This is a genomic window from Nocardia sp. NPDC051900 (assembly GCF_044452545.1).
Lineage (GTDB): Bacteria > Actinomycetota > Actinomycetes > Mycobacteriales > Mycobacteriaceae > Nocardia > Nocardia sichangensis.
Genome location: NZ_JBITBU010000011.1, coordinates 127,441 through 145,202, shown reverse-complemented (window position 1 = coordinate 145,202; position 17,762 = coordinate 127,441). Strand labels below are relative to the sequence as shown.

Genomic DNA, 17,762 nt, shown 5'->3' with positions numbered 1-17,762 from the left:
GCGGCCGCTAGGTAGCTGTGGCACGTCCGCCGGACGGTCTCGGGCGGGATCTCTGGCCGCCGGAACCGACCGGTCAGGAATCGAGAAGCGTCGCTCGCCGCGCGCCGCCTAGCGTTGGTGCCATGAATCTCACCACTGATCAGGCCGCAATCGATTCCGTCGTGCTCGAGGTGCCCGATCCGGGCGCCGCCGAGGCTTTCTACGCCGCCGCGTTCGGACTCGGCGGCAAGTTGCGCTTCCGCGCCTCCGACGCTCCGACCAGCGGTTTCCGCGGCTATGTGCTGTCGCTGGTGGTGTCTCAGCCGAGCACCGTCGACAGCCTCGTCGGTACCGCTGTCGACGCCGGTGCGACGACGCTCAAGCCCGTCAAGAAGAGCTTCTGGGGCTACGGCGGTGTCGTCCAGGCGCCGGACGGTGCGCTCTGGAAGGTGGCGACGTCATCGAAGAAGGACACCGGCCCGGCCACCCGGGAAGTCGATGATTTCGTCGTGCTCCTCGGGGTCGACGACGTCAAGGCGACCAAGCAGTTCTACATCGACCACGGCCTGGCTGTGGCGAAGAGCTTCGGCAGCAAGTACGTGGAGTTCGCCACCCCGGCCGCGTCGGTCAAACTGGCGCTCTACGGGCGCCGTGCCGCTGCCAAGGACGCCGGCATCGCACCGGAAGGCACCGGGTCGCACCGGATCGCCATCCGCGGCAATATCGGCCCTTTCGTGGACCCGGACGGGTTCGCCTGGGAGGCCGCGGTCTGAGCCGGTGGGTCGGCCGGTGCTCGCCAGACATGCTCACTGACCGCATGGGTGTGCCCATCGAGCGAGGGTCCAGGTCGCTCGATGGGCACTTCGCCGCGGTGTTTACAGCGAGCCTCCCCCGCCCAGCAGCCACGGGTTGAACGTGCACTCCAGATTCGGATGACCCACCGGGTCCAATGCCCGCAACGCGATCGACAACGCTCGCGGCGAATACATCATCGTCAGATGATCCGACACATCCTGCTCACACCCGTCCTGCAACGTGATGTTCTGCACCGACACCCCCGGCGCCGCCTTCAGAAACGTCAGGTCATACGGATTGGTGATCTCGTCATACCGGGTACCGACCACGGTGTAGTCCACCCCCGCGATCGTGTCACCGTGCTCGTTCAGCTTGTTGACGAAGTCGGAACCGATCGTCTGCTGAATTCCCGCATGCCCCACGAAAATCTCGATGAAACCCAGCACGTCGATTCCGAAGTTGTTGATCGCCCGCCCCAGCGCGCCGATCCCGTCGAGACTCGTCCCGTGATGCGTCGCACCGAAAGTGACCAAGTTCTTCACCTTCGCCGCGCCGCCTTCGAACTTCGTGTACCAGTTCGACATCGACCCACCCTGGGAATGCGCCACGAGATCCACCTCCGAGGCCCCCGTCGCCGCCAGCACGCGATCCACGAAGACCGCCAACTGCTTGGCCGAATCCTGGATGTAACCGGTGCCCATCACCCCCGGCAACACCGACCCCAGACCGCCGCCCTCCAACAGATTCGACCGTCCATAGTTGAACGTGAACGTGCAGAACCCCGCATCCTTGATCGGCTGCCCCATGAACGCGAATCCGTTGTAGGCGTTCATCCACGTCCCGTGCACCAACACCACCGGACGCGGATGCTCCGCCGTCGGCTTGCAGTTCCAGTCGTTCGCTCCCGGCGGCGCTACATCCGGATGAGTCAATCCGTACCCGAACGCCGCCAACCACGACGTCATCGGCGGACCGAATCCCACGGTGTCACTGGCATAGCCACCCGACGACCCGGAACTACTGCCCGAACCCCCGTAGCAGTCACCGGATCCATTCCCGGAACCCGCACCACTCCCCGACGTACACGCCGACCCCGACCCCGCGCTCCCCGAATCCGCAACCGGCGCTGCCTTACGGCCCGCCGCGATGTAATCGGCCAACTGCTGCTCCGTCGGACCCGTCTCCGGGGCCGCGTGCACGGTCAGCACGCTCAACCCCATCGTCATGGTCGCGGTTACGGTGAATACGGCGGTGCGCAATATTCGCCGACTGACGCTTGATCTCATCGAATGCCTTTCCGTATTTCGGCATGGTTGTCCTTGCCGGCAGGCGCGCCTCGCAATGTCGAACGGCAGCAACGATAGGACGGAATTCGGCGAAAGATGCTGGTCAGCAACGGATTCTGGGCGGCTCACTGCGAAGTTGCGGCTACCTATATGAGCGGCCACAGAACGAGAGAAACCGAGATCGACCGCATGGCATGGGCCGCCGACGAGATACCGCGGTCACGCAGTCCCATTTCCGGACCGAAATCCGAAACGCAAGGCGTCGGAGTCGGTCACCGGATTCAGCGCATCAGTGGATTGCGGGGTCCGGAAACTCGAACGGCGTCACAAGCCGGCCCGCCATTTCGCGATGGCCTGCCCGATCTCGGTGACGGGGTCCTCGTGATAGAGCCACTCACGCGCGAGCCGATGCCAATTGTTGGTGGCCCGCAACTGACCGAGCACGGCGAAGGTGAACAGATCCGCGCGTCGCGAGAACACGTGCTCGGGCGGAAGCAACTGCTGCCGCATGCCTTTGAACTGGGCGGCACGAGGGTCGACAGCCAGAATCACCGCACCGGTCGCGACCTCGGGGGTGATCGTTATTCGCTCGTCGAGCAAATGCCATCCCGTCGCGGCCCATACGTATTCCAAGCATTCCTCGGCAGTGACCCCCACATCCGGGTCGATGATGCCGCGCCCGACCCAGGCCTCGTAGAGGTCTCGGGCGCGGTGTTCCCCGGCCGCACGCAGACACGCGCGTTCGAAGTCGACATGCAGGGGGTCCATCCGGTCGTAGAGTCCGAAATCGACGAACGCGAGCCTGCCGTCGGCCGCCAATAGGATATTTCCCGGATGCGGATCACCGCAGAATTCATTGTCGCAGAACAGCGAACTGATATAGAAGCGGTAGATCAACTCACCGAGCCGGTCACGCTCGGTGTCGGGCAGCGTCCGGATCTGCTGAAAAGTGCCGCCTTCGACGAACTCGGTTACGAGAACTCTGCGCGCGCAGTACTCTTCGATACTGTCGGGAACCGTGATGAACGGATGCCCCCGATAACGCATCGCGACCCGATGCTGGGTCCTGGCTTCCCGCGGATAGTCGAGTTCGTTACCGATATTGCGCGAGATCTCGTCCAGCACGGCATTGTCGGCGGCGCTGGGCAACATGGACTTCCACAGCTTGCTGAGCATCTCGAGATTGCGCATGTCCGCGTGGACGGCTCGATCGACGCCGGGATATTGCACCTTGACCGCGACGGTGCGCCCGTCGTGCAGTCGTGCCCGATAGACCTGGCCGATCGATGCCGCGGCGATCGGTGTCTCGTCGAAGTCGGCGAATACGCGCGCAGGCGGCCCGAGATCGTCCTCGATGACTTTCAGCATCTCCCCGAACGGCACGGCCGGCGCCTGATCGCGGAGTTCGGCCAGCTTGGTCCGAAAGAGCTCGCGATGCGATTCCGGAACGAGGTCGACATCGAGGACCGACAGCATCTGGCCCAGCTTCATCGCCGCGCCTTTCATGCTGCCGAGCACCGTGACAACCTGCTGCGCGGTCGCGAGTGTGGAACGTTCGGCGAGTACGCGCCGGGCCTCTTCGGTCCGGCCGATCATCGACAACCGGGCTCCGACCCCACGCACGGCTTGGCCTGCGGCCAGTCTGCCCAACCGACCGCTCCTGACCAGACGTCCTCCGGGCACTCGATCGGCCACGGCACGCACCTCCATGAGCATCCGCGCGTGCGTCGCGCGTCCGGATATTCTTCGCACCTCCATCGCGGATTGTCGAGGGGGCGAGGCGGCCTGCGGACTACCGCGAGTCGGCCATTCGCCTGGCATTGGCGGGGAGCCGCCGGGTGCCGTCGTCGGTCCAGACGATCAGCGCTGAACGCAGGTACCACAGTCCCCTGGCGTCGGCGGGATCGAGTCCGGTGAGCTGCGCGATTCGGCGCAGCCGGTAATCGACGGTGTTCGGATGCACATGGAGTTGCCGAGCTGTGCGCTGGCGGTTGAGGTCGTTGTCGATGTGGATCCGCAGCGTCTCCAACAGGTCCGGATGTTCCATCAGCGGCGCGACTCGGGTGCCGAGCACATCGCGGCCGATGCCGGGCCGGGTGAGCTGATATTGCAGCGCCAGTTCGGTGAATCTGTACAACCCGGGTTCGCGTCCGAGTTGCTCTACGGTGTCGAGCAACTCATGGGCTTGGGCAGCGGCGACGGAGACCTGCCGGGGACCGGCGGTCACGACGGTGGCGGTGACCGGCACGCGCGCCGCCGCGGACAGCTTGTCGACCACGCCGTCGAGATCGAGGGCGCTGAGCTGGGTGGTGGGAATGAGGATCGTTCCTCCGTCGACCGACAGCAGCGACAGCGCCCGGCCGTCGAACAGGTCGGCGAGGCCGGACTGCAGGCGGCGCAGCTTACGCCGGGCGACGACTCGGCTGTCGAGCTGGGGAAGGCTTTCGTCGGGATGCGCGGGCACCGCGACCGCGAGCACGAAATACTCGTCGGCGACCGGTATTCCGCATTCGCGAGCCATCATCGAGGACGCGTGCCCGCCGAGCAGCGCCGAAGTCAAGGTGTGCGTCGCGGCGTGGTCCTCGGCCGCCACGGCTTTGCACTCTCGCACATACGCTTTACTGACCGTCGCGGTGATCAGGTTCAAGAGCTCGAGCGTGACGGCGGCGCCCGCGATGAGGTCGGCGCGGCCGTCTTCGTCGGCGAACAGCATGCCCAATCCGAATTTGAACCCGGCGTGGATCGCATGGAGGATGCCGTCGATCGGGATCCCCTTCCTGGCCCATCCCGCCGCCGCTGTCTGCAGAATGTCGGTTCGTCCGGTCGATTCCTGCCCGTTCAATCGCTGGACGGCCCACTCCAAGCACATCCGAACCACGGCAGCGGCTTCCGCCTCGGCCGTGCCGCCGGGCAACGCGGCGGAATCGATGAGGTGCGCGACGACCTTCGCGGCGGCCCGGTGGGTTTTCGGTGTCTGCGGCGTGACGCGCCGCGCCTTGTTGGATTCGACGTGGGCGATGCTCTCGATCGTCACTGGTGACCTCCTTGTCGCCGTGGAACCGAGGGAGCGTCGGGTTCGCGCTCGATCGGCGACCGTGACTACCTCGCGGTGTCCGCGGCACTATCTGCCGTTCGGTCCGTGGAAAAACGGTAAACCGCAGGCCGACTCAGCTGCTACTCCGCTTCGGGCGGCTGGGGAAGTAACGGAAAAATAAGCTCTGACCAGCGAAGATCATGAAGGAAAGCCCGATTTGGGAAGCTCATGCGCACCACATACATGGTCAGGTGCTCACTTTTTTGCGCAGAGCGCCACAGCTGCTCAGACGGCGGCGCGCGCCGCCGCCTCGGCTTCGGCCCAGGCGCCGATCATCCGCGCTGTCATGTCGATCGCCTCCGCGCGCGCGGGGTCGTCGACCTCCAGGGCGGACGCGCGCAAGACAGCCGCGAAACCGGTATTGATCACGACGAAGGTCATCACGTCGTACTCGTGATCGTCGCCCGGACCGAGCACTTGGATCAGCATCACTTTCACCAGCAGGCGCAGCCGCGGTTCGAACTCGGGAATGCCACTGCTGTAGAACTGCACGCCTGCGACGAGCGCGCGCACCAACTTCGCATTGGCCACCAGCTCTTCGGTGATCACGCCCAGGATGTCGGCGGCGACCTGATGCATCGTTTTTCCCGACAAGTCGAAGACACGCTGGGTGAAACGCCGCTCCACCGTTTCGAGCAACCGCTCGAGCAGTTCTTCGACCAGGACACCGCGATCGGCGAAGTACCGGTAGACCGTGCCGATGCTCACGCCCGCTTCCGCCGCGATCTTGTTCGTGGAGGTATTGGCGATACCGCGCTCGCCGAACAGCCGCGCCGCTGTGTCCAGGATGTGCTCCCTGGTCGCTTTGGCCCGCGCCTGCGAGGGGCGACGACGTTGACCGACAGCCTTCGGCGGCATGACTTCCTCCCGCCCGTCCACGGAAAATGAGCGTCGCTCATCTTAACCACAGCGACCGGCGTCGTGCTCGAACTCGGGTTCGATGACCCGATCGACGGTCGATGCTGGAACCCTGTCCCTTAGCATGCTAGTTTGCTAGCATTGCCTCGTGGCCGAGGAAGTGAAGCAGTTCAACGTCTACCTGCCGATCGAGCTGATCAAGCAGGTCAAGTATCGGGCGATCGAGTCGGAGATGTCGTTGTCGGCGCTGGTCACCGCCGCGCTGCGCGCCTACCTCGACGACGAAGGAGAGGATCGGCAATGACCACCGATGGCATCGAGGCCGTGTTCCTGGAGACCCACAACTGGGGCCGGATGGCGAAATTCCTGCAAGGGCTCGGCTTCACGGTCGACTTCGAGACCGATCACAACTCCGGCCAGTTCCGCAACGGCGAGGGAGCTTACGTCTTCGTGGCCGAGGTGCCGCCGACACAGCAGACGAGCACCCGGTTGGTGCTGAAGGTGGCGAGCCCAGCGGTACGTCCGGGTGACGGTGTCGAGGTCCGCACCGACTTCGAGCCGACCCATTACGGGACGAGGGAGATGACCGTCCACGACCCGGACGGGCGGGTATGGAGCCTGCAGGCCCCGGGAGAGGAGTGAGCCGATGACACCCGAGACGATCGCGCCGGACAGCACTGCGGTCCGGGTCGCGCTGTGGCGAGCCGTGCACGCGCTGCACGACCAGGCGCCGCACGTGTTCGACGACCGCGTCGGCCTACGCCTGGCCGCGCCCGAGGACGGCTGGCGGGACCGCCCGGACATGGATCCGCGGTCCACCGCGCCGATGCGCGCGGGCATCGTGTCCCGGGCGCGTTTCGTAGAGGATCTGCTGGCCGAGCAGGCCGAGCGCGGCGTGGATCAGTACGTGGTACTCGGCGCGGGACTGGACACCTTCGCCCAGCGCAGACCGGAGCTGGCCGCGCGGTTCACCGTCTTCGAGGTCGATCAACCCGGACCGCAGGCATGGAAACGGCAGCGCCTCAGCGAACTCGGCTTCGACATCCCGCCGTGGTTGCGGCTGGTTCCGGTCGATTTCGAAGTGGACGCGTGGTGGCAGCGGCTCCTCGAGGCCGGTTTCGACCCCGCCCGTCCGGCGCTCGTCGCCTCCACCGGTGTGTCGATGTACCTGACCCGCGAGGCGAATATCGCTACTCTGCAGCAACTTTCGGCGCTCGCGCCGGGCTCCGCTCTGGTCACGACCTTCCTGCTGCCGCTCGAACTCGTCGACGCCGATGAACAGGTTATGCGCGGATTCGCCGAGGAGGGCGCCCGCCGATCCGGCACGCCGTTCATCAGTTTCTTCCGTCCCGAGGAAATGGTGCGGCTGGCCGAAGACGCGGGATTCGCCGCCACCCGGCACGTCTCCGCCGCGGAGCTGACCGGCCGCTACTTCGCCGACCGGACCGACGGGCTGCGACCGGCCGAATCGGAACAGATTCTGATCGCGACGACCTGAACGCATCGGCCCGCCGGGCCGTCTCGCTCCCCATGCCACAGCTCGGCTATGGACTCGATGCGGGACGACCCGGTCAGGATCTTCGGGTCGGCCGGACAACGCACCGAACCCCGGCTACGCCGCGACGTCGAAAAGAGTGAGTTCTCGGGTAGATTGGGCGCGCAGCTCCGCGCGTTCATGGATCGCACAGGTCGGGCCGATTCCTTGTGCGACCGATTGTGGCGACAGCAGCCAACCGTGACAGCGACGGCAATGCGCGACCAGTCGCACCACGGGGCGGTCATCAATGTCGGCCAATTCGTTCTCCTCTGGCCAGGTGACTACACCGCCAGTGTGGCATGAGGCACCGACATCTCCCGTCCATTGCCGGTGTTTCCATCCGTGATCGGTCACTGGGGCGCCTTCGTCTGTGCGGTGACCACGCGCGATCCCCGGGCGTAGCCATCGGTTTACCGCAGCCGCATGAGATCTCGCACACGCGCTGAGGAAAGATGGTGCCCATGACCGCTTCTCGACTGATTCGTTCGTTGGTGGGTACCGTGCCCGCGGTGCTCGCCGTCGTCAGCTTCACCGCGGCCGGAGGGGCAGCGACCGCCCAGGCCGCGCCCGGTATTCCTTCGGTTCCCGGCGTCGTGCAACGCCTGCAGATCGCTCCCGGCCAGAACAGCGCCGAGATCAGCGGCAACGTCGGGCAGGGCAAGGCCGACAGCTACTCCATCGCCACCGCGCCGGGGCAGCGCCTGAGCTTCGACGTCGCGGGCAATGCCCGCGTCTCGGTGGCCCCGCTGATCGGGCCGCAGGTCGCCAACGAGGCACCGCACGCCGATCTCGTCGCCGACGGCAACGACTACCAGATCCTCGTCACCTCCGCCGACGGCTCGGCGGCCGGTTACACCCTCAAGATCACCCTCGTCTGACCCACCGCCGTGCTGCCCGTCGGCCTGATGTGTCGTGCCACGACCTTCGGGCCGGCGGGAGCAGTCTCGCGTCCCGCAGGCTGCGCGTCGGCGGGCATCATCGCGCTCACCGCGCGGGCGCAGTGCCGTTGGGCACACCGAAGGCAAACACGGGCGTGCGGCTGGGGGCGTCGCACTATGGTGAGGCGGTGCTGCTAGAACCAGGTGACCAGTTCGCGGGCTTCGTCGTGCGGGCCCCGCTGGGACACGGTGGCAGCAGCCACGTGTACCTGGCCGAGGATCCGGAGTGGTCACGCCCGGTGTCCTTGAAGATCTTGGGGCCCGAGGACAGTCGGTCACCCGAGGCGCGCGCCCGATTCGTGCACGAGTTCGACATCTTGTCGGCGTTGCGACACCCCGACATCGTGCGGATGTACACGCACGGGGAAACCGACGGCAGGCTGTGGTCGGCACACGAGTACGTGGCGGGCGCGACGGGTTCGACATTGGTGCGTTCACCGCATCGGTACCCGGACCTGCGGCGGGTGCTCCACGTACTGACGCACGTCGCGGCGGGATTGGATTTCGCGCACGCCAACGGAGTGGTCCATCTCGACGTGAAACCGGCGAACGTGCTGGTCGGGACGGACGAGTCGACGGTGAAGATCTCGGATTTCGATTCGGCGCGGTGGCTGGATCGGCCGGAACCGCCTTTGGCCACCAACGGGTTCGTCGTCGTATCGGTGCCGTATGCCGCGCCGGAACTGCTGCGGGCGGAGACGGTGTCACCGGCCACCGACCAGTACGCGTTGGCCTGTTCCGCCGTCGAGCTGCTCACCGGCCACACGCCGTTCTCTCGCGAGAACCTCATGGCCACCGCCGAAGCGCAGCTGCGCGAGCCTCCCCCGGCGCTGTCCGCACAGCACCGCTGGATCCCGCCCGAGGTCGACGCGATCCTCCACCGGGCACTCGCGAAAGCCCCCGGTGACCGCTACGACTCCTGCGCCGAACTCGTCCGCCTGCTCACCGAGGCGCTTCGCGACGTCGACCCCCGCCCCATCGCCCCCATTCTGAACCGCCTCAAAGTGACGGTCACCCGCTCGCCACTGATGAATGCCGCATTCGGACGATTCGGCGGCAAAGCGTTCGGCAACCGCTGATCCCCTGATCACATCCGTCGCGGGAGCACGCTGACCGGGGACTCCGGGCCGTGCCGCGGCAGCTCGAGCGCGTGCAACGGCAGCGTCCGGTCACTGTCGACGCGCGTGGAGATGTGTTCCAGGACGACCCCTTCTCGCAAGGCCCACGGGCTCACTTCCAGGCAGTCGATGTCCAGTGCCGCCATGGTCGCGTCCGCCACCATCGCTCCGGCCAGGATTTGACTCGCGCGTGCCGGTGAGACCCCGCGCAGGGCCGCCCGCTTCTCGGCAGGCATGGCGGCCAGCTTGCGGACGCTGCCATGCACTTGGCCCCGCCGCAAGGTGCGCGCGACGAAGGGCCCGTGGCGTTGCGGTGCGGCTCCCGAGAGGCGAGCGAGCTGTTTGAACGTCTTCGAGCTGCCGATCACGTGTCGTGGGGTGCCTTCCCACAGCAAGCGGTCGCGCACCTGTCCGAGGCAGTCGCGGATGTGCCTGCGCATCAGCTCGAGCTCCGACCGGCGCGGTGGGTCCTGGGCGAAGAACGCCCGTGTGAGCCTGCCCGCGCCGAGCGGCAGCGACAGCGCGAGGCTCGGCTCGGCGTCGCGGCCGAGTGCGATCTCCATGGAGCCGCCGCCGATGTCGAGCATGAGCAGCGTGCCAGCACACCAGCCGAACCAGTGGCGAACGGCCAGATACGTCAGTCGCGCCTCCTGCACGCCGCTGAGGAACTGGGGCCGGATGCCGCTGGCGGCCTCGATCTTGTCCAGCACCGCCCGCTGGTTCGGCGCGTCGCGGATCGCCGCGGTGACGAACGCGTAGAAGCTGTCGACGTCGTAGCGCGTGGCCTCGGACAGCACCCGCTCGACGGCGTCGGCGACCCGCTGCGCCCCGTCCGCGGTGATCACCCCGGCCGCGTCGATGTCTTCGCCGAGCAGCACCGGCTCCTTCAACGCGCGCAGTGGCAACGGAGGCGCCCCGCGAGAGGCGTCCACCACCAGAAACTGCGCGGAATTCGAACCGATGTCCAGCACACCCAGTCGCACACCTGCCGCCTACCCCGCGCGGCGGCTTTCATACCCGACTCCGGCGCGGTTTCGGCGGCCGGCTGCGCCTACGCCTTCGGGTCCGCCCCGGTGTAGCGCTGATTTGCTGGTTTCCTTGCGATGAGCCGGTGCTGCGGCCACGCTGAAAGGTATGCGGACCCGCGATATCGAGGTCGGGTGCACCTATATGGTGTTGGTCCCGCAGCGCTTGCCACGCAGTCGCTACCCCGACTGCGACCAGCCGGGTTCGCTCACGTGGGCGTGGTCGTGGCTGCGCGGCGGCCGGTTCCGGCTCACCGTCACCGGCATCGACCACACCAGCGAGCCGACCACCGTCGAAGGGCTGCGGATCACCGCGAACTCCCGCATCGCGGTGGTCCTGACCAGCGAGCAAGCCGACGCGCTCGGACTGCCGATGGGTGTGTTCCGGGTGCGCGGGACCTTGTTCGACGGCGAGGATCGGCCCGTGCGCCTGCCCGAGGTCGAACCGCTGCGAGTCCCCGCCCGCTGGCTGCGGCCCGTCGAGCAGCCCTGCCTGACGCACCGCGATATCGATTGCTTCCCCTACCTGTGAGGTGACTCGCGGAGATACGCTCGGTGATCCGGAGCGGTTCGACCTACCCGGCTCCGAAGACCTGCGTCGAGTTCTCTCCGATCACCCGGCCGGTCCTGCCGATCAGGAGGGAAAGTTGCGCCGGCTCAGGCCGCATAAGGCGCGATGAGCCGCTCGACAGCATCCCAGAGTTCGGCTTCGCGCGGCGGATCGTACGACTCCTCCGACGAGCGGGCGACCCGGTCGCGGTCGACGTAGGAGCCGGTCGGCGCGGCGGTGGCGCCGAGGACGACGTCCGCGAGATGACGCCCGGCGGCAGCGCGGCTGGTCGCGAACGGCGTGCGGGTCAATACCGGCAGGACGCGGCGCATCGCGAACCGGGAGACCCGACCCGCGTTGCGAGCGAGGTCGGTGCCGGGAACGAAGCCCGGGTTGAAGCCGATGGCATCGATGCCGTCCGGCAGGCGGCGGGCGTACTCGTGCAGGAGGTGGATGGCGGCGAGTTTGCTCGTCGAGTACGCGGTGCGCCCGGCGGCGGTGGCGCCCGGCTCGGAGAACGCGCCGGGGCGGGCGAGGACGTCCGCGGACCGCCAGACCGGGCCGGGAACCATGCCCAAGTTGTGCCGGAAGTCGCCGAAGTGAGTGTCGCTCACGGTGATCACGATGCGCGACGGAGTGCGGAAGCGATCCTCGAGCAGGCGGATGAACAGGTGGTTGGCGAGCACGTTGACGGTGAAGGTGGACTCGAATCCGTCCGGCCCTTCGGTGAGCGCGTTCGTGTACTGGATTCCCGCATTGCCCACGAAACCGTGCAGCGGCGGCAGCTCGCCCAGGTCGAGCCTGCTGCGGATCTCGTCCGCGGCCGATCGCACGCTGTCCAGCGAATCGAGGTCCACCGGGACGTGCGAGACCCGGTGCCCGCCCGCGCCGAGTTCGGCCGCCAGTCGCGCACCGGTGGACCCGCGTGCGGCGACGACGAGATGCGCCTGCGGCGCCGCGTGCACGATGCGCTCCGCGGCGACGCGGCCGATCCCGCGACTCGCCCCGGTCATCACGATGGTCGAGGGCATAGCGGCTCCTTCCCTGGATGACAGCCCGTCGGTCGCCTCGATGGTCGCCGCCGCGGCCCTCGGCAGCCAGTGCCGCGCCCGTCACCAGGACTGACAGTACCCAGGCTGATGCGGCGCGCGGTGGCGAGAATGAGCGCATGGCTTCCGCTCGCTCCGATTTCGGCGCGCTCCTGCACACCTGGCGGGATCGTCTCGCGCCCGCCGACGCCGGGTTCCCGGTGACCGGCGGCCGTCGTGCTCCGGGATTGCGCCGTGAGGAGCTCGCGCAGCTGGCCGGACTCTCGGTCGACTACGTCTTGCGCTTGGAGCAGGGTCGCGCGCGTAACCCCTCCGCGCAGGTGGTCGGCGCCCTCGCGCGGGCCCTGCAACTGTCCAGGACCGAGCGCGACGAGCTGTATCGCGCAGCCGGATTGCTGCCCCCGCGGGACGGGACGATCGGCACGCATGTCCCGCCGGGCATCCAACGGCTCACCGCCCGCCTCGGCGACGTCCCGATCGGCGTGTTCGGCGCCGACTGGACGCTGCTGTGGTGGAACGGCATGTGGAGCGGGCTGCATGGTGACCCCGCGCTGGTCCCGGTCGGCGAGCGCAACCTCGCCCGTGCGGTTTTCGGCACCGGCGCGGCACGCGCCTCGATGCGTCCGTTCCGGTCCGACCGCGGGCACGGCGCCTTCGCGGCGTCGATCGTGGCCGATCTCAAGGACGCGGTGTCCCGCTATCCCGCCGACGCGGGACTCGATCGTCTCGTGCGGGAATTGCGCGACACCTCCGCCGCCTTCGCCCAGCTGTGGACGACGGCGACAGCGTCGCAGCACACCAGCGACCGGAAGACGGTCCGGCATCCCGAGCTCGGCGACATCACCCTCGACTGCGACGTCCTCGTCGTCCCGGGCGCCGACCTCCGCATGGTCACCTACACGGCGGCAGGCGGCAGCGAGGACGCGGGGAAGCTCGACCTCCTGCGCGTCACCAACGGGCGCGCGGCGGGCACACTGCCCTGAACGCACGGCCATCGACGTCCCGGGTCAGTGCACGAGCTGATCGGCCCATTCCCGCGGTAAGGCCGCGCTCGACACATCGGCGATCTCGTGCAGCCGCTGTGCGGGAAATCCCTGACGGCTGAGCTGGATCAGGCCCTGGGCGACCACCACGACAGCGGCGCTGACCGCCGAGAGCGTGGCTTCGTCGTCGTCTCCCGCGTCGTGCATCGCGGGCCGCAGCCGGTCGGCGACGCCCCGCTCCATCTCGGTGGTGGTGCGGCTGCCGATGGTGGCGACTTCGGGAATCCGGGTGCCGAGCTGCGCGATGCTGTTGATCATCAGGCAACCGCGCCGATCCGGTTGCGCCGCGCAGTCTTCGATGATCGCTTGATACAGCGCGCGCACCGCGGAGCGCGCCGAACCGCCCGCCGTACCGATGGCATCGCGCACCAGACGCGCACGGCCCTCGCAATAGCGTTCGAACGCGGCCAGGAACAGTCCGCGCTTGCTGCCGTAGGCGGCGTAGATGCTCCCGTTCCCGACGCCGGTCGCGAGCGAGACGTCTTCCACCGAAGTGCTGTCGAAACCCTTCGACCAGAACAACTCGGTCGCGGCGTCGAGCAGGTTCGACTCGTCGAATCGTCGCGGCCGTCCCATGTGCTCACCGTACCAATCGGCGTGCGAACTGCGGCACATCGCTTGTTCTGGAGCCGTGCCTCCACAATAATGGTGACATGTCCAACAAATTCGCCGCCTCGCCCAGCAAACGGGTGGGCATCCTGGTCTTCGACGGCGTGAAGATGCTCGACTTCGTCGGGCCCGCCGAGGTGTTCGTCGAGGCCGATCAGTCGGTGGCGGGGTACGAGGTGGTGCTGGTCTCGGCCGACGGCAAGGACGCGCAGACCTCGATCGGCGCGCGGGTGGAGGTGAGCTGCGCGGCGGCCGACGCGGGTCGTTTCGACACCGTGGTGATTCCGGGCAGCGAGCTGCCACCAGGGAAGTTCATGACACCGGAGGTCTTGGCGGCCGCGCGGCATCTTTCCTGCAACACCCGCAGGCTGGCGTCCATTTGCAGCGGTGCGTTCGTCCTGGCCGATCTGGGCCTGTTCGACGGGCGCCGCGCGACGACGCACTGGAAATTCGCGACCGAGCTCGCGCGACGCTATCCGTCGATCGAGGTGGACCCGGACGCGATCTTCGTGCGGGACGGCAATCTGTACAGCTCGGCCGGGGTCGCCGCGGGCGTCGATCTCGCGCTGGCGCTGGTCGAAGAGGACCACGGCGCCGACGTCGCGCGGCGCGTCGCGCAGGCGCTGGTGGTCTACATGCAGCGCGCGGGCGGTCAGTCACAGTTCTCCGCGTCGCTCACCGGACCTGCGCCGCGCAGCCCGCTGGTGCGCGGGGTGGTGGATCTGATCTGCGCGGACCCCGCTTATCCGCATACGGTGCAGACGCTGGCCGCCCACGCACGGGTCAGCGTCCGGCATCTGACCCGGCTGTTCCGCGCGGAACTGGAACGCTCGCCCGCGGAATACGTCGCGTTCATCCGCTTCGGCACGGCCAGGGACATGCTGCACGCCGGATACAGCGTGACGGAGACCGCCATGGCCGCGGGGTACGGCACCAGCGAGGCGTTGCGCAGGGCCTTCGTGGCACGCGTTGGCATTTCCCCGCGCAAGTACCAGCAGCGTTTCCGGTCGACCGCCCGGATCGATCCGGCGCTGGAGCAGGCCGTGTCCTGAACGGAGGCTTTTGTGGCCCGTGGGGAGGGGCGCGCGGCGGGGCCTACGGCCGAGACTGAGTCGGCCACAGCGCCGCTCACCGAGCGCTGGAGAAAGGAAACCGATGTCCGCCCCGGCAAGTCCGACCATCGTTCTGGTGCACGGCGCCTTCGCCGACGCCTCGAGCTGGTCCCCCGTCACCGCACGGCTGCTCGACCAGGGCTATCGCGTCGTGGTTCCCCCGGTGTTCAACCGCAGCCTGTCGGCGGACGCGGCCTACATCAAGTCGTTCGTGGAACGGATCGACGGCCCCGTCCTGCTGGCCGGCCACTCCTACGGCGGCGCCGTCATCACCGTGGCAGGCGTCGCCGACAACGTGGTGGGCTTGGTCTACGTGTCCGGTTACGCCCTGGAAGAAGGCGAGAGCCTCGGGCAATTACAGGGCGGATTCCCGGATTCCGATCTGGCGGCCAACCTCGTCTACGCGCCGTACCCGAGCGAGGGTGACGAGCCCGGCACAGAGGTCTCGGTCGCCATCGATGCCTTCCCCGACGTCTTCGCCGCGGGCCTGGACCCGGCGAAGGCCGCGGTCCTCGCGGTCTCGCAGCGGCAGCTGTCGGCGTTCGCGTTCACCGAGCCCGCCTCGGCGGCCGCGTGGAAGACGAAACCGGCCTGGGGCATCGTGTCCGGCGCCGACCGCACCATCAATCCCGACGTCGAACGATTCGGCTACCAGCGAGCCGGAATGCGCGCGGTGGTCGAGATCGACGGACCACACCTGGTGATGCAGACCCACCCCGACGAAGTCGTGGCCGCCATCACCGACGCGATCGATCGATCCGCCTGAATCACCGCAGTTCCACCACTTCTACGAGAGGCACGATCATGTCAGGTAACCCGCTGGGCATCTCGCTCGAACCGGCGGCGCAGGAGTTCGTCGACGCGACCTCGCAGCCGCCGTTCCTCTACCAGCTCCCGCCCGAAGAGGGGCGCAAGGCGGTGGACTCCGTGCAGGACGCGCCGATCTTCAAGCCCGAGGTCGACGAGGAGTGGATCACGGTCGAGGGCGGGCCGACGGGCTCGGTGCGGGTTCGGATCGTCAAGCCGCAGGGCATCACCGAAACGCTGCCGGTGATCATCTACACCCACGGCGCGGGGTGGGTTTTCGGCGACGCGCACACCCACGACCGCCTGGTTCGCGACCTGGCCGTCGGCACGCACGCCGCCGTGGTCTTCCCCGAATACGACCGGTCGCCCGATGTGCGGTACCCCGTGGCCAATGAGCAGTCCTACCGGGTGGCGCAGTGGGTTACCGCGGAGGGCGCGGCGAAGGGCCTCGACTCGTCCCGGATCGCGATCGCGGGTGACTCGGTCGGTGGCAACATGGCCATCGCGCTGACCCTGATGGCCAAGGAGCGCGGCGACGTCTCCTTCGTTCAGCAGGTGCTGTTCTACCCGGTCACCGACGCCAACTTCGACACCGGCTCCTACCAGCAGTTCGCCGAGGGCTACTTCCTCACCCGCGAGGGCATGAAGTGGTTCTGGGATCAGTACACCACCAGCGCCGACGAGCGCGCGCAGATCACCGTCTCACCGCTGCGGGCGACCACCGAGCAACTGGCCGGGCTGCCGCCCGCGCTGGTCATCACCGCCGAAGCCGACGTGCTGCGCGACGAGGGCGAGGCCTTCGCGGGCAAGTTGCGCGCCGCGGGCGTGCCGGTCACCCAGGTGCGCTACGGCGGGATCGTCCACGACTTCGTGATGGTCAACTCGCTGCACGACACCCATGCCGCCAAAGCCGCGGTGGCGCAGGCCGTCGCGACGTTGCGGTCCGCGCTGTACACCGACTGACCGGTCCCCGACCACCCGATTCGAAGGAACCACACTTGTGAGCACCGAGCCCGTCAGTCCTTCCACGCCGACCATCGTGCTGGTCCACGGCGCGTTCGCCGACTCCTCCAGCTGGAACGGGGTCGTCGAACGGCTGCGCGCACAAGGACATCCCGTGATCGCGGCCGCTAATCCACTGCGCGGTCTGGACAGTGACGCGGCCTATGTCGCGTCGGTACTCGATTCCGTGGAAGGGCCGAGCGTCCTGGTCGGCCATTCCTACGGCGGAAGCGTCATCACGGTCGCCGCCGCCGGACGGAGCGACGTCGAAGCGCTCGTCTATATCGCCGCGTTCATTCCGGATGTAGGCGAGAGCGCACTGCAATTGACCGACAAGTTCCCCGGATCGACGCTCGGGCCCACTACCCGGGCCGCGTCCTATCCGCTTCCCGAGGGGGGAACCGGTACCGAGCTCTACATCCGGCAGGCGGAATTCCACCGGCAGTTCGCCGCCGACGTGCCCGCCGCCACGGCCGAGCTGATGGCCGCGACCCAGCGACCGGTCGCCCTCGACGCGTTGCAACAGCCCGCGACCGCCACCGCTTGGCGGGATATCCGGTCGTTCGCGCTGGTCACCGGCGAGGACAAGAACATTCCGGTGGAAGCGCAGCGGTTCATGGCCGAACGCGCGAGCGCCGAAATCGTCGAGGTCTCGGCCTCGCACGCGGTCTCGGTGTCCGCTCCCGACGTGGTCGGTGAGCTGATCGCCCGAGCCGCCGCCGGTTAGGGATCCGCGCGGTCACGCAAAGCGGCCCGCGCGGTGGGAGATTCCCCCGCGCGGGCCCGACCCATCCCCTCGTCCGTAGCTCGACTGGCGGCGAGCCGTCGAGCCGTACAACCAGTTCACAGAGCAAGGCACTGTCGCAGTACTGGACCGGATGCCTTGCGCTGCACCGAATTCCTCAGCCGCACAGCCCTGATCGAGCCCGGGCCACCAGCTCCGCGTACTTCGATACGACA

20 protein-coding genes are annotated in these 17,762 nt (G+C 67.7%); 12 read left to right on the top strand and 8 right to left on the bottom strand.

Features of this window, described 5'->3' with window-relative positions; translation table 11 throughout:
* Window positions 1-122 precede the first annotated feature (122 nt).
* Window positions 123-752, top strand: coding sequence for a glyoxalase (locus ACIA5H_RS20680; protein ID WP_356967072.1), 630 nt, complete (start codon window positions 123-125; stop codon window positions 750-752).
* A gap of 102 nt (window positions 753-854) precedes the next feature.
* On the opposite strand, the gene ACIA5H_RS20675 is transcribed toward ACIA5H_RS20680, so the two are convergent.
* From ACIA5H_RS20675 to ACIA5H_RS20660, 4 genes are all read right to left on the bottom strand, one after another.
* Window positions 855-2,000, bottom strand: a complete 1,146-nt coding sequence (locus ACIA5H_RS20675) for an alpha/beta fold hydrolase (protein WP_355075809.1) — start codon at window positions 1,998-2,000, stop codon at window positions 855-857.
* A 384-nt stretch (window positions 2,001-2,384) separates the two neighbouring features.
* Complete coding sequence (locus tag ACIA5H_RS20670; protein WP_397077087.1) at window positions 2,385-3,755, bottom strand: ABC1 kinase family protein; 1,371 nt, start codon at window positions 3,753-3,755, stop codon at window positions 2,385-2,387.
* A 97-nt stretch (window positions 3,756-3,852) separates the two neighbouring features.
* Window positions 3,853-5,094, bottom strand: coding sequence for a PucR family transcriptional regulator (locus ACIA5H_RS20665; RefSeq protein WP_397077086.1), 1,242 nt, complete (start codon window positions 5,092-5,094; stop codon window positions 3,853-3,855).
* Window positions 5,095-5,379: 285 nt separating this feature from the next.
* The gene (locus ACIA5H_RS20660; RefSeq protein WP_379254201.1) at window positions 5,380-6,012 is read right to left on the bottom strand and encodes a TetR/AcrR family transcriptional regulator; all 633 of its coding nucleotides are present in this window, start codon (window positions 6,010-6,012) and stop codon (window positions 5,380-5,382) included.
* 148 nt (window positions 6,013-6,160) lie between these two features.
* Here ACIA5H_RS20660 and ACIA5H_RS20655 point away from each other — a divergent pair, with 148 nt between their 5' ends.
* The 3 genes from ACIA5H_RS20655 to ACIA5H_RS20645 are packed head-to-tail and all read left to right on the top strand — an operon-like array spanning window position 6,161 to window position 7,510.
* Window positions 6,161-6,316: a CopG family transcriptional regulator gene (locus ACIA5H_RS20655; RefSeq protein WP_355075803.1), complete on the top strand. Its 156-nt coding sequence runs from the start codon at window positions 6,161-6,163 to the stop codon at window positions 6,314-6,316.
* The gene (locus ACIA5H_RS20650) at window positions 6,313-6,654 is read left to right on the top strand and encodes a VOC family protein (protein ID WP_397077085.1); all 342 of its coding nucleotides are present in this window, start codon (window positions 6,313-6,315) and stop codon (window positions 6,652-6,654) included. The genes ACIA5H_RS20655 and ACIA5H_RS20650 overlap by 4 nt, the downstream gene beginning before the upstream one ends.
* 4 nt (window positions 6,655-6,658) lie before the next feature.
* Window positions 6,659-7,510: a class I SAM-dependent methyltransferase gene (locus tag ACIA5H_RS20645; RefSeq protein ID WP_379254198.1), complete on the top strand. Its 852-nt coding sequence runs from the start codon at window positions 6,659-6,661 to the stop codon at window positions 7,508-7,510.
* Window positions 7,511-7,624: 114 nt separating this feature from the next.
* Here the strand turns inward: ACIA5H_RS20645 and ACIA5H_RS20640 are convergent, their stop codons facing one another.
* Entirely contained in the window at window positions 7,625-7,780 is a 156-nt protein-coding gene (locus tag ACIA5H_RS20640) for a DUF6011 domain-containing protein (protein ID WP_397077130.1), read from the bottom strand.
* 230 nt (window positions 7,781-8,010) lie between these two features.
* Here ACIA5H_RS20640 and ACIA5H_RS20635 point away from each other — a divergent pair, with 230 nt between their 5' ends.
* Window positions 8,011-8,427 carry a hypothetical protein gene (locus ACIA5H_RS20635; protein ID WP_355075798.1) on the top strand — a complete coding sequence of 139 codons (417 nt, stop codon included), beginning with the start codon at window positions 8,011-8,013 and terminating at the stop codon, window positions 8,425-8,427.
* 188 nt (window positions 8,428-8,615) lie between these two features.
* Entirely contained in the window at window positions 8,616-9,566 is a 951-nt protein-coding gene (locus tag ACIA5H_RS20630) for a serine/threonine-protein kinase (protein WP_379254197.1), read from the top strand.
* A gap of 8 nt (window positions 9,567-9,574) precedes the next feature.
* Here the strand turns inward: ACIA5H_RS20630 and ACIA5H_RS20625 are convergent, their stop codons facing one another.
* Window positions 9,575-10,588 (bottom strand): Ppx/GppA phosphatase family protein, encoded by a 1,014-nt coding sequence (locus ACIA5H_RS20625; protein ID WP_397077084.1) that lies wholly within the window; start codon window positions 10,586-10,588, stop codon window positions 9,575-9,577.
* Between the two features lie 151 nt (window positions 10,589-10,739).
* Between ACIA5H_RS20625 and ACIA5H_RS20620 the strand changes: the two genes are divergently transcribed.
* The gene (locus ACIA5H_RS20620) at window positions 10,740-11,162 is read left to right on the top strand and encodes a hypothetical protein (RefSeq protein WP_379254193.1); all 423 of its coding nucleotides are present in this window, start codon (window positions 10,740-10,742) and stop codon (window positions 11,160-11,162) included.
* A gap of 125 nt (window positions 11,163-11,287) precedes the next feature.
* On the opposite strand, the gene ACIA5H_RS20615 is transcribed toward ACIA5H_RS20620, so the two are convergent.
* Window positions 11,288-12,211 carry an SDR family NAD(P)-dependent oxidoreductase gene (locus ACIA5H_RS20615; RefSeq protein ID WP_397077083.1) on the bottom strand — a complete coding sequence of 308 codons (924 nt, stop codon included), beginning with the start codon at window positions 12,209-12,211 and terminating at the stop codon, window positions 11,288-11,290.
* Between the two features lie 137 nt (window positions 12,212-12,348).
* Between ACIA5H_RS20615 and ACIA5H_RS20610 the strand changes: the two genes are divergently transcribed.
* Window positions 12,349-13,212, top strand: coding sequence for a helix-turn-helix transcriptional regulator (locus ACIA5H_RS20610; RefSeq protein ID WP_379254189.1), 864 nt, complete (start codon window positions 12,349-12,351; stop codon window positions 13,210-13,212).
* 24 nt (window positions 13,213-13,236) lie between these two features.
* Here ACIA5H_RS20610 and ACIA5H_RS20605 read toward each other — a convergent pair whose 3' ends face one another.
* Complete coding sequence (locus ACIA5H_RS20605) at window positions 13,237-13,848, bottom strand: TetR/AcrR family transcriptional regulator (RefSeq protein WP_355075788.1); 612 nt, start codon at window positions 13,846-13,848, stop codon at window positions 13,237-13,239.
* 77 nt (window positions 13,849-13,925) lie between these two features.
* Here ACIA5H_RS20605 and ACIA5H_RS20600 point away from each other — a divergent pair, with 77 nt between their 5' ends.
* From ACIA5H_RS20600 to ACIA5H_RS20585, 4 genes are all read left to right on the top strand, one after another.
* Window positions 13,926-14,933 (top strand): GlxA family transcriptional regulator, encoded by a 1,008-nt coding sequence (locus ACIA5H_RS20600; protein ID WP_397077082.1) that lies wholly within the window; start codon window positions 13,926-13,928, stop codon window positions 14,931-14,933.
* Between the two features lie 103 nt (window positions 14,934-15,036).
* Window positions 15,037-15,759: an alpha/beta fold hydrolase gene (locus tag ACIA5H_RS20595; protein ID WP_397077081.1), complete on the top strand. Its 723-nt coding sequence runs from the start codon at window positions 15,037-15,039 to the stop codon at window positions 15,757-15,759.
* Between the two features lie 38 nt (window positions 15,760-15,797).
* The gene (locus ACIA5H_RS20590; protein ID WP_397077080.1) at window positions 15,798-16,763 is read left to right on the top strand and encodes an alpha/beta hydrolase; all 966 of its coding nucleotides are present in this window, start codon (window positions 15,798-15,800) and stop codon (window positions 16,761-16,763) included.
* Between the two features lie 37 nt (window positions 16,764-16,800).
* Entirely contained in the window at window positions 16,801-17,529 is a 729-nt protein-coding gene (locus ACIA5H_RS20585; protein WP_379254183.1) for an alpha/beta fold hydrolase, read from the top strand.
* Window positions 17,530-17,762: the final 233 nt, after the last annotated feature.

Bases quoted from the DNA above. Each gene is read 5' to 3' on its own strand.
- ACIA5H_RS20680 (WP_356967072.1), top strand. From the start codon at position 123: ATGAATCTCACCACTGATCAGGCCGCAATCGATTCCGTCGTGCTCGAG.
- ACIA5H_RS20675 (WP_355075809.1), bottom strand. From the start codon at position 2,000: ATGACGATGGGGTTGAGCGTGCTGACCGTGCACGCGGCCCCGGAGACG.
- ACIA5H_RS20660 (WP_379254201.1), bottom strand. From the start codon at position 6,012: ATGCCGCCGAAGGCTGTCGGTCAACGTCGTCGCCCCTCGCAGGCGCGG.
- ACIA5H_RS20650 (WP_397077085.1), top strand. From the start codon at position 6,313: ATGACCACCGATGGCATCGAGGCCGTGTTCCTGGAGACCCACAACTGG.
- ACIA5H_RS20645 (WP_379254198.1), top strand. From the start codon at position 6,659: ATGACACCCGAGACGATCGCGCCGGACAGCACTGCGGTCCGGGTCGCG.
- ACIA5H_RS20635 (WP_355075798.1), top strand. From the start codon at position 8,011: ATGACCGCTTCTCGACTGATTCGTTCGTTGGTGGGTACCGTGCCCGCG.
- ACIA5H_RS20620 (WP_379254193.1), top strand. From the start codon at position 10,740: ATGCGGACCCGCGATATCGAGGTCGGGTGCACCTATATGGTGTTGGTC.
- ACIA5H_RS20615 (WP_397077083.1), bottom strand. From the start codon at position 12,211: ATGCCCTCGACCATCGTGATGACCGGGGCGAGTCGCGGGATCGGCCGC.
- ACIA5H_RS20610 (WP_379254189.1), top strand. From the start codon at position 12,349: ATGGCTTCCGCTCGCTCCGATTTCGGCGCGCTCCTGCACACCTGGCGG.
- ACIA5H_RS20605 (WP_355075788.1), bottom strand. From the start codon at position 13,848: ATGGGACGGCCGCGACGATTCGACGAGTCGAACCTGCTCGACGCCGCG.
- ACIA5H_RS20600 (WP_397077082.1), top strand. From the start codon at position 13,926: ATGTCCAACAAATTCGCCGCCTCGCCCAGCAAACGGGTGGGCATCCTG.
- ACIA5H_RS20595 (WP_397077081.1), top strand. From the start codon at position 15,037: ATGTCCGCCCCGGCAAGTCCGACCATCGTTCTGGTGCACGGCGCCTTC.
- ACIA5H_RS20590 (WP_397077080.1), top strand. From the start codon at position 15,798: ATGTCAGGTAACCCGCTGGGCATCTCGCTCGAACCGGCGGCGCAGGAG.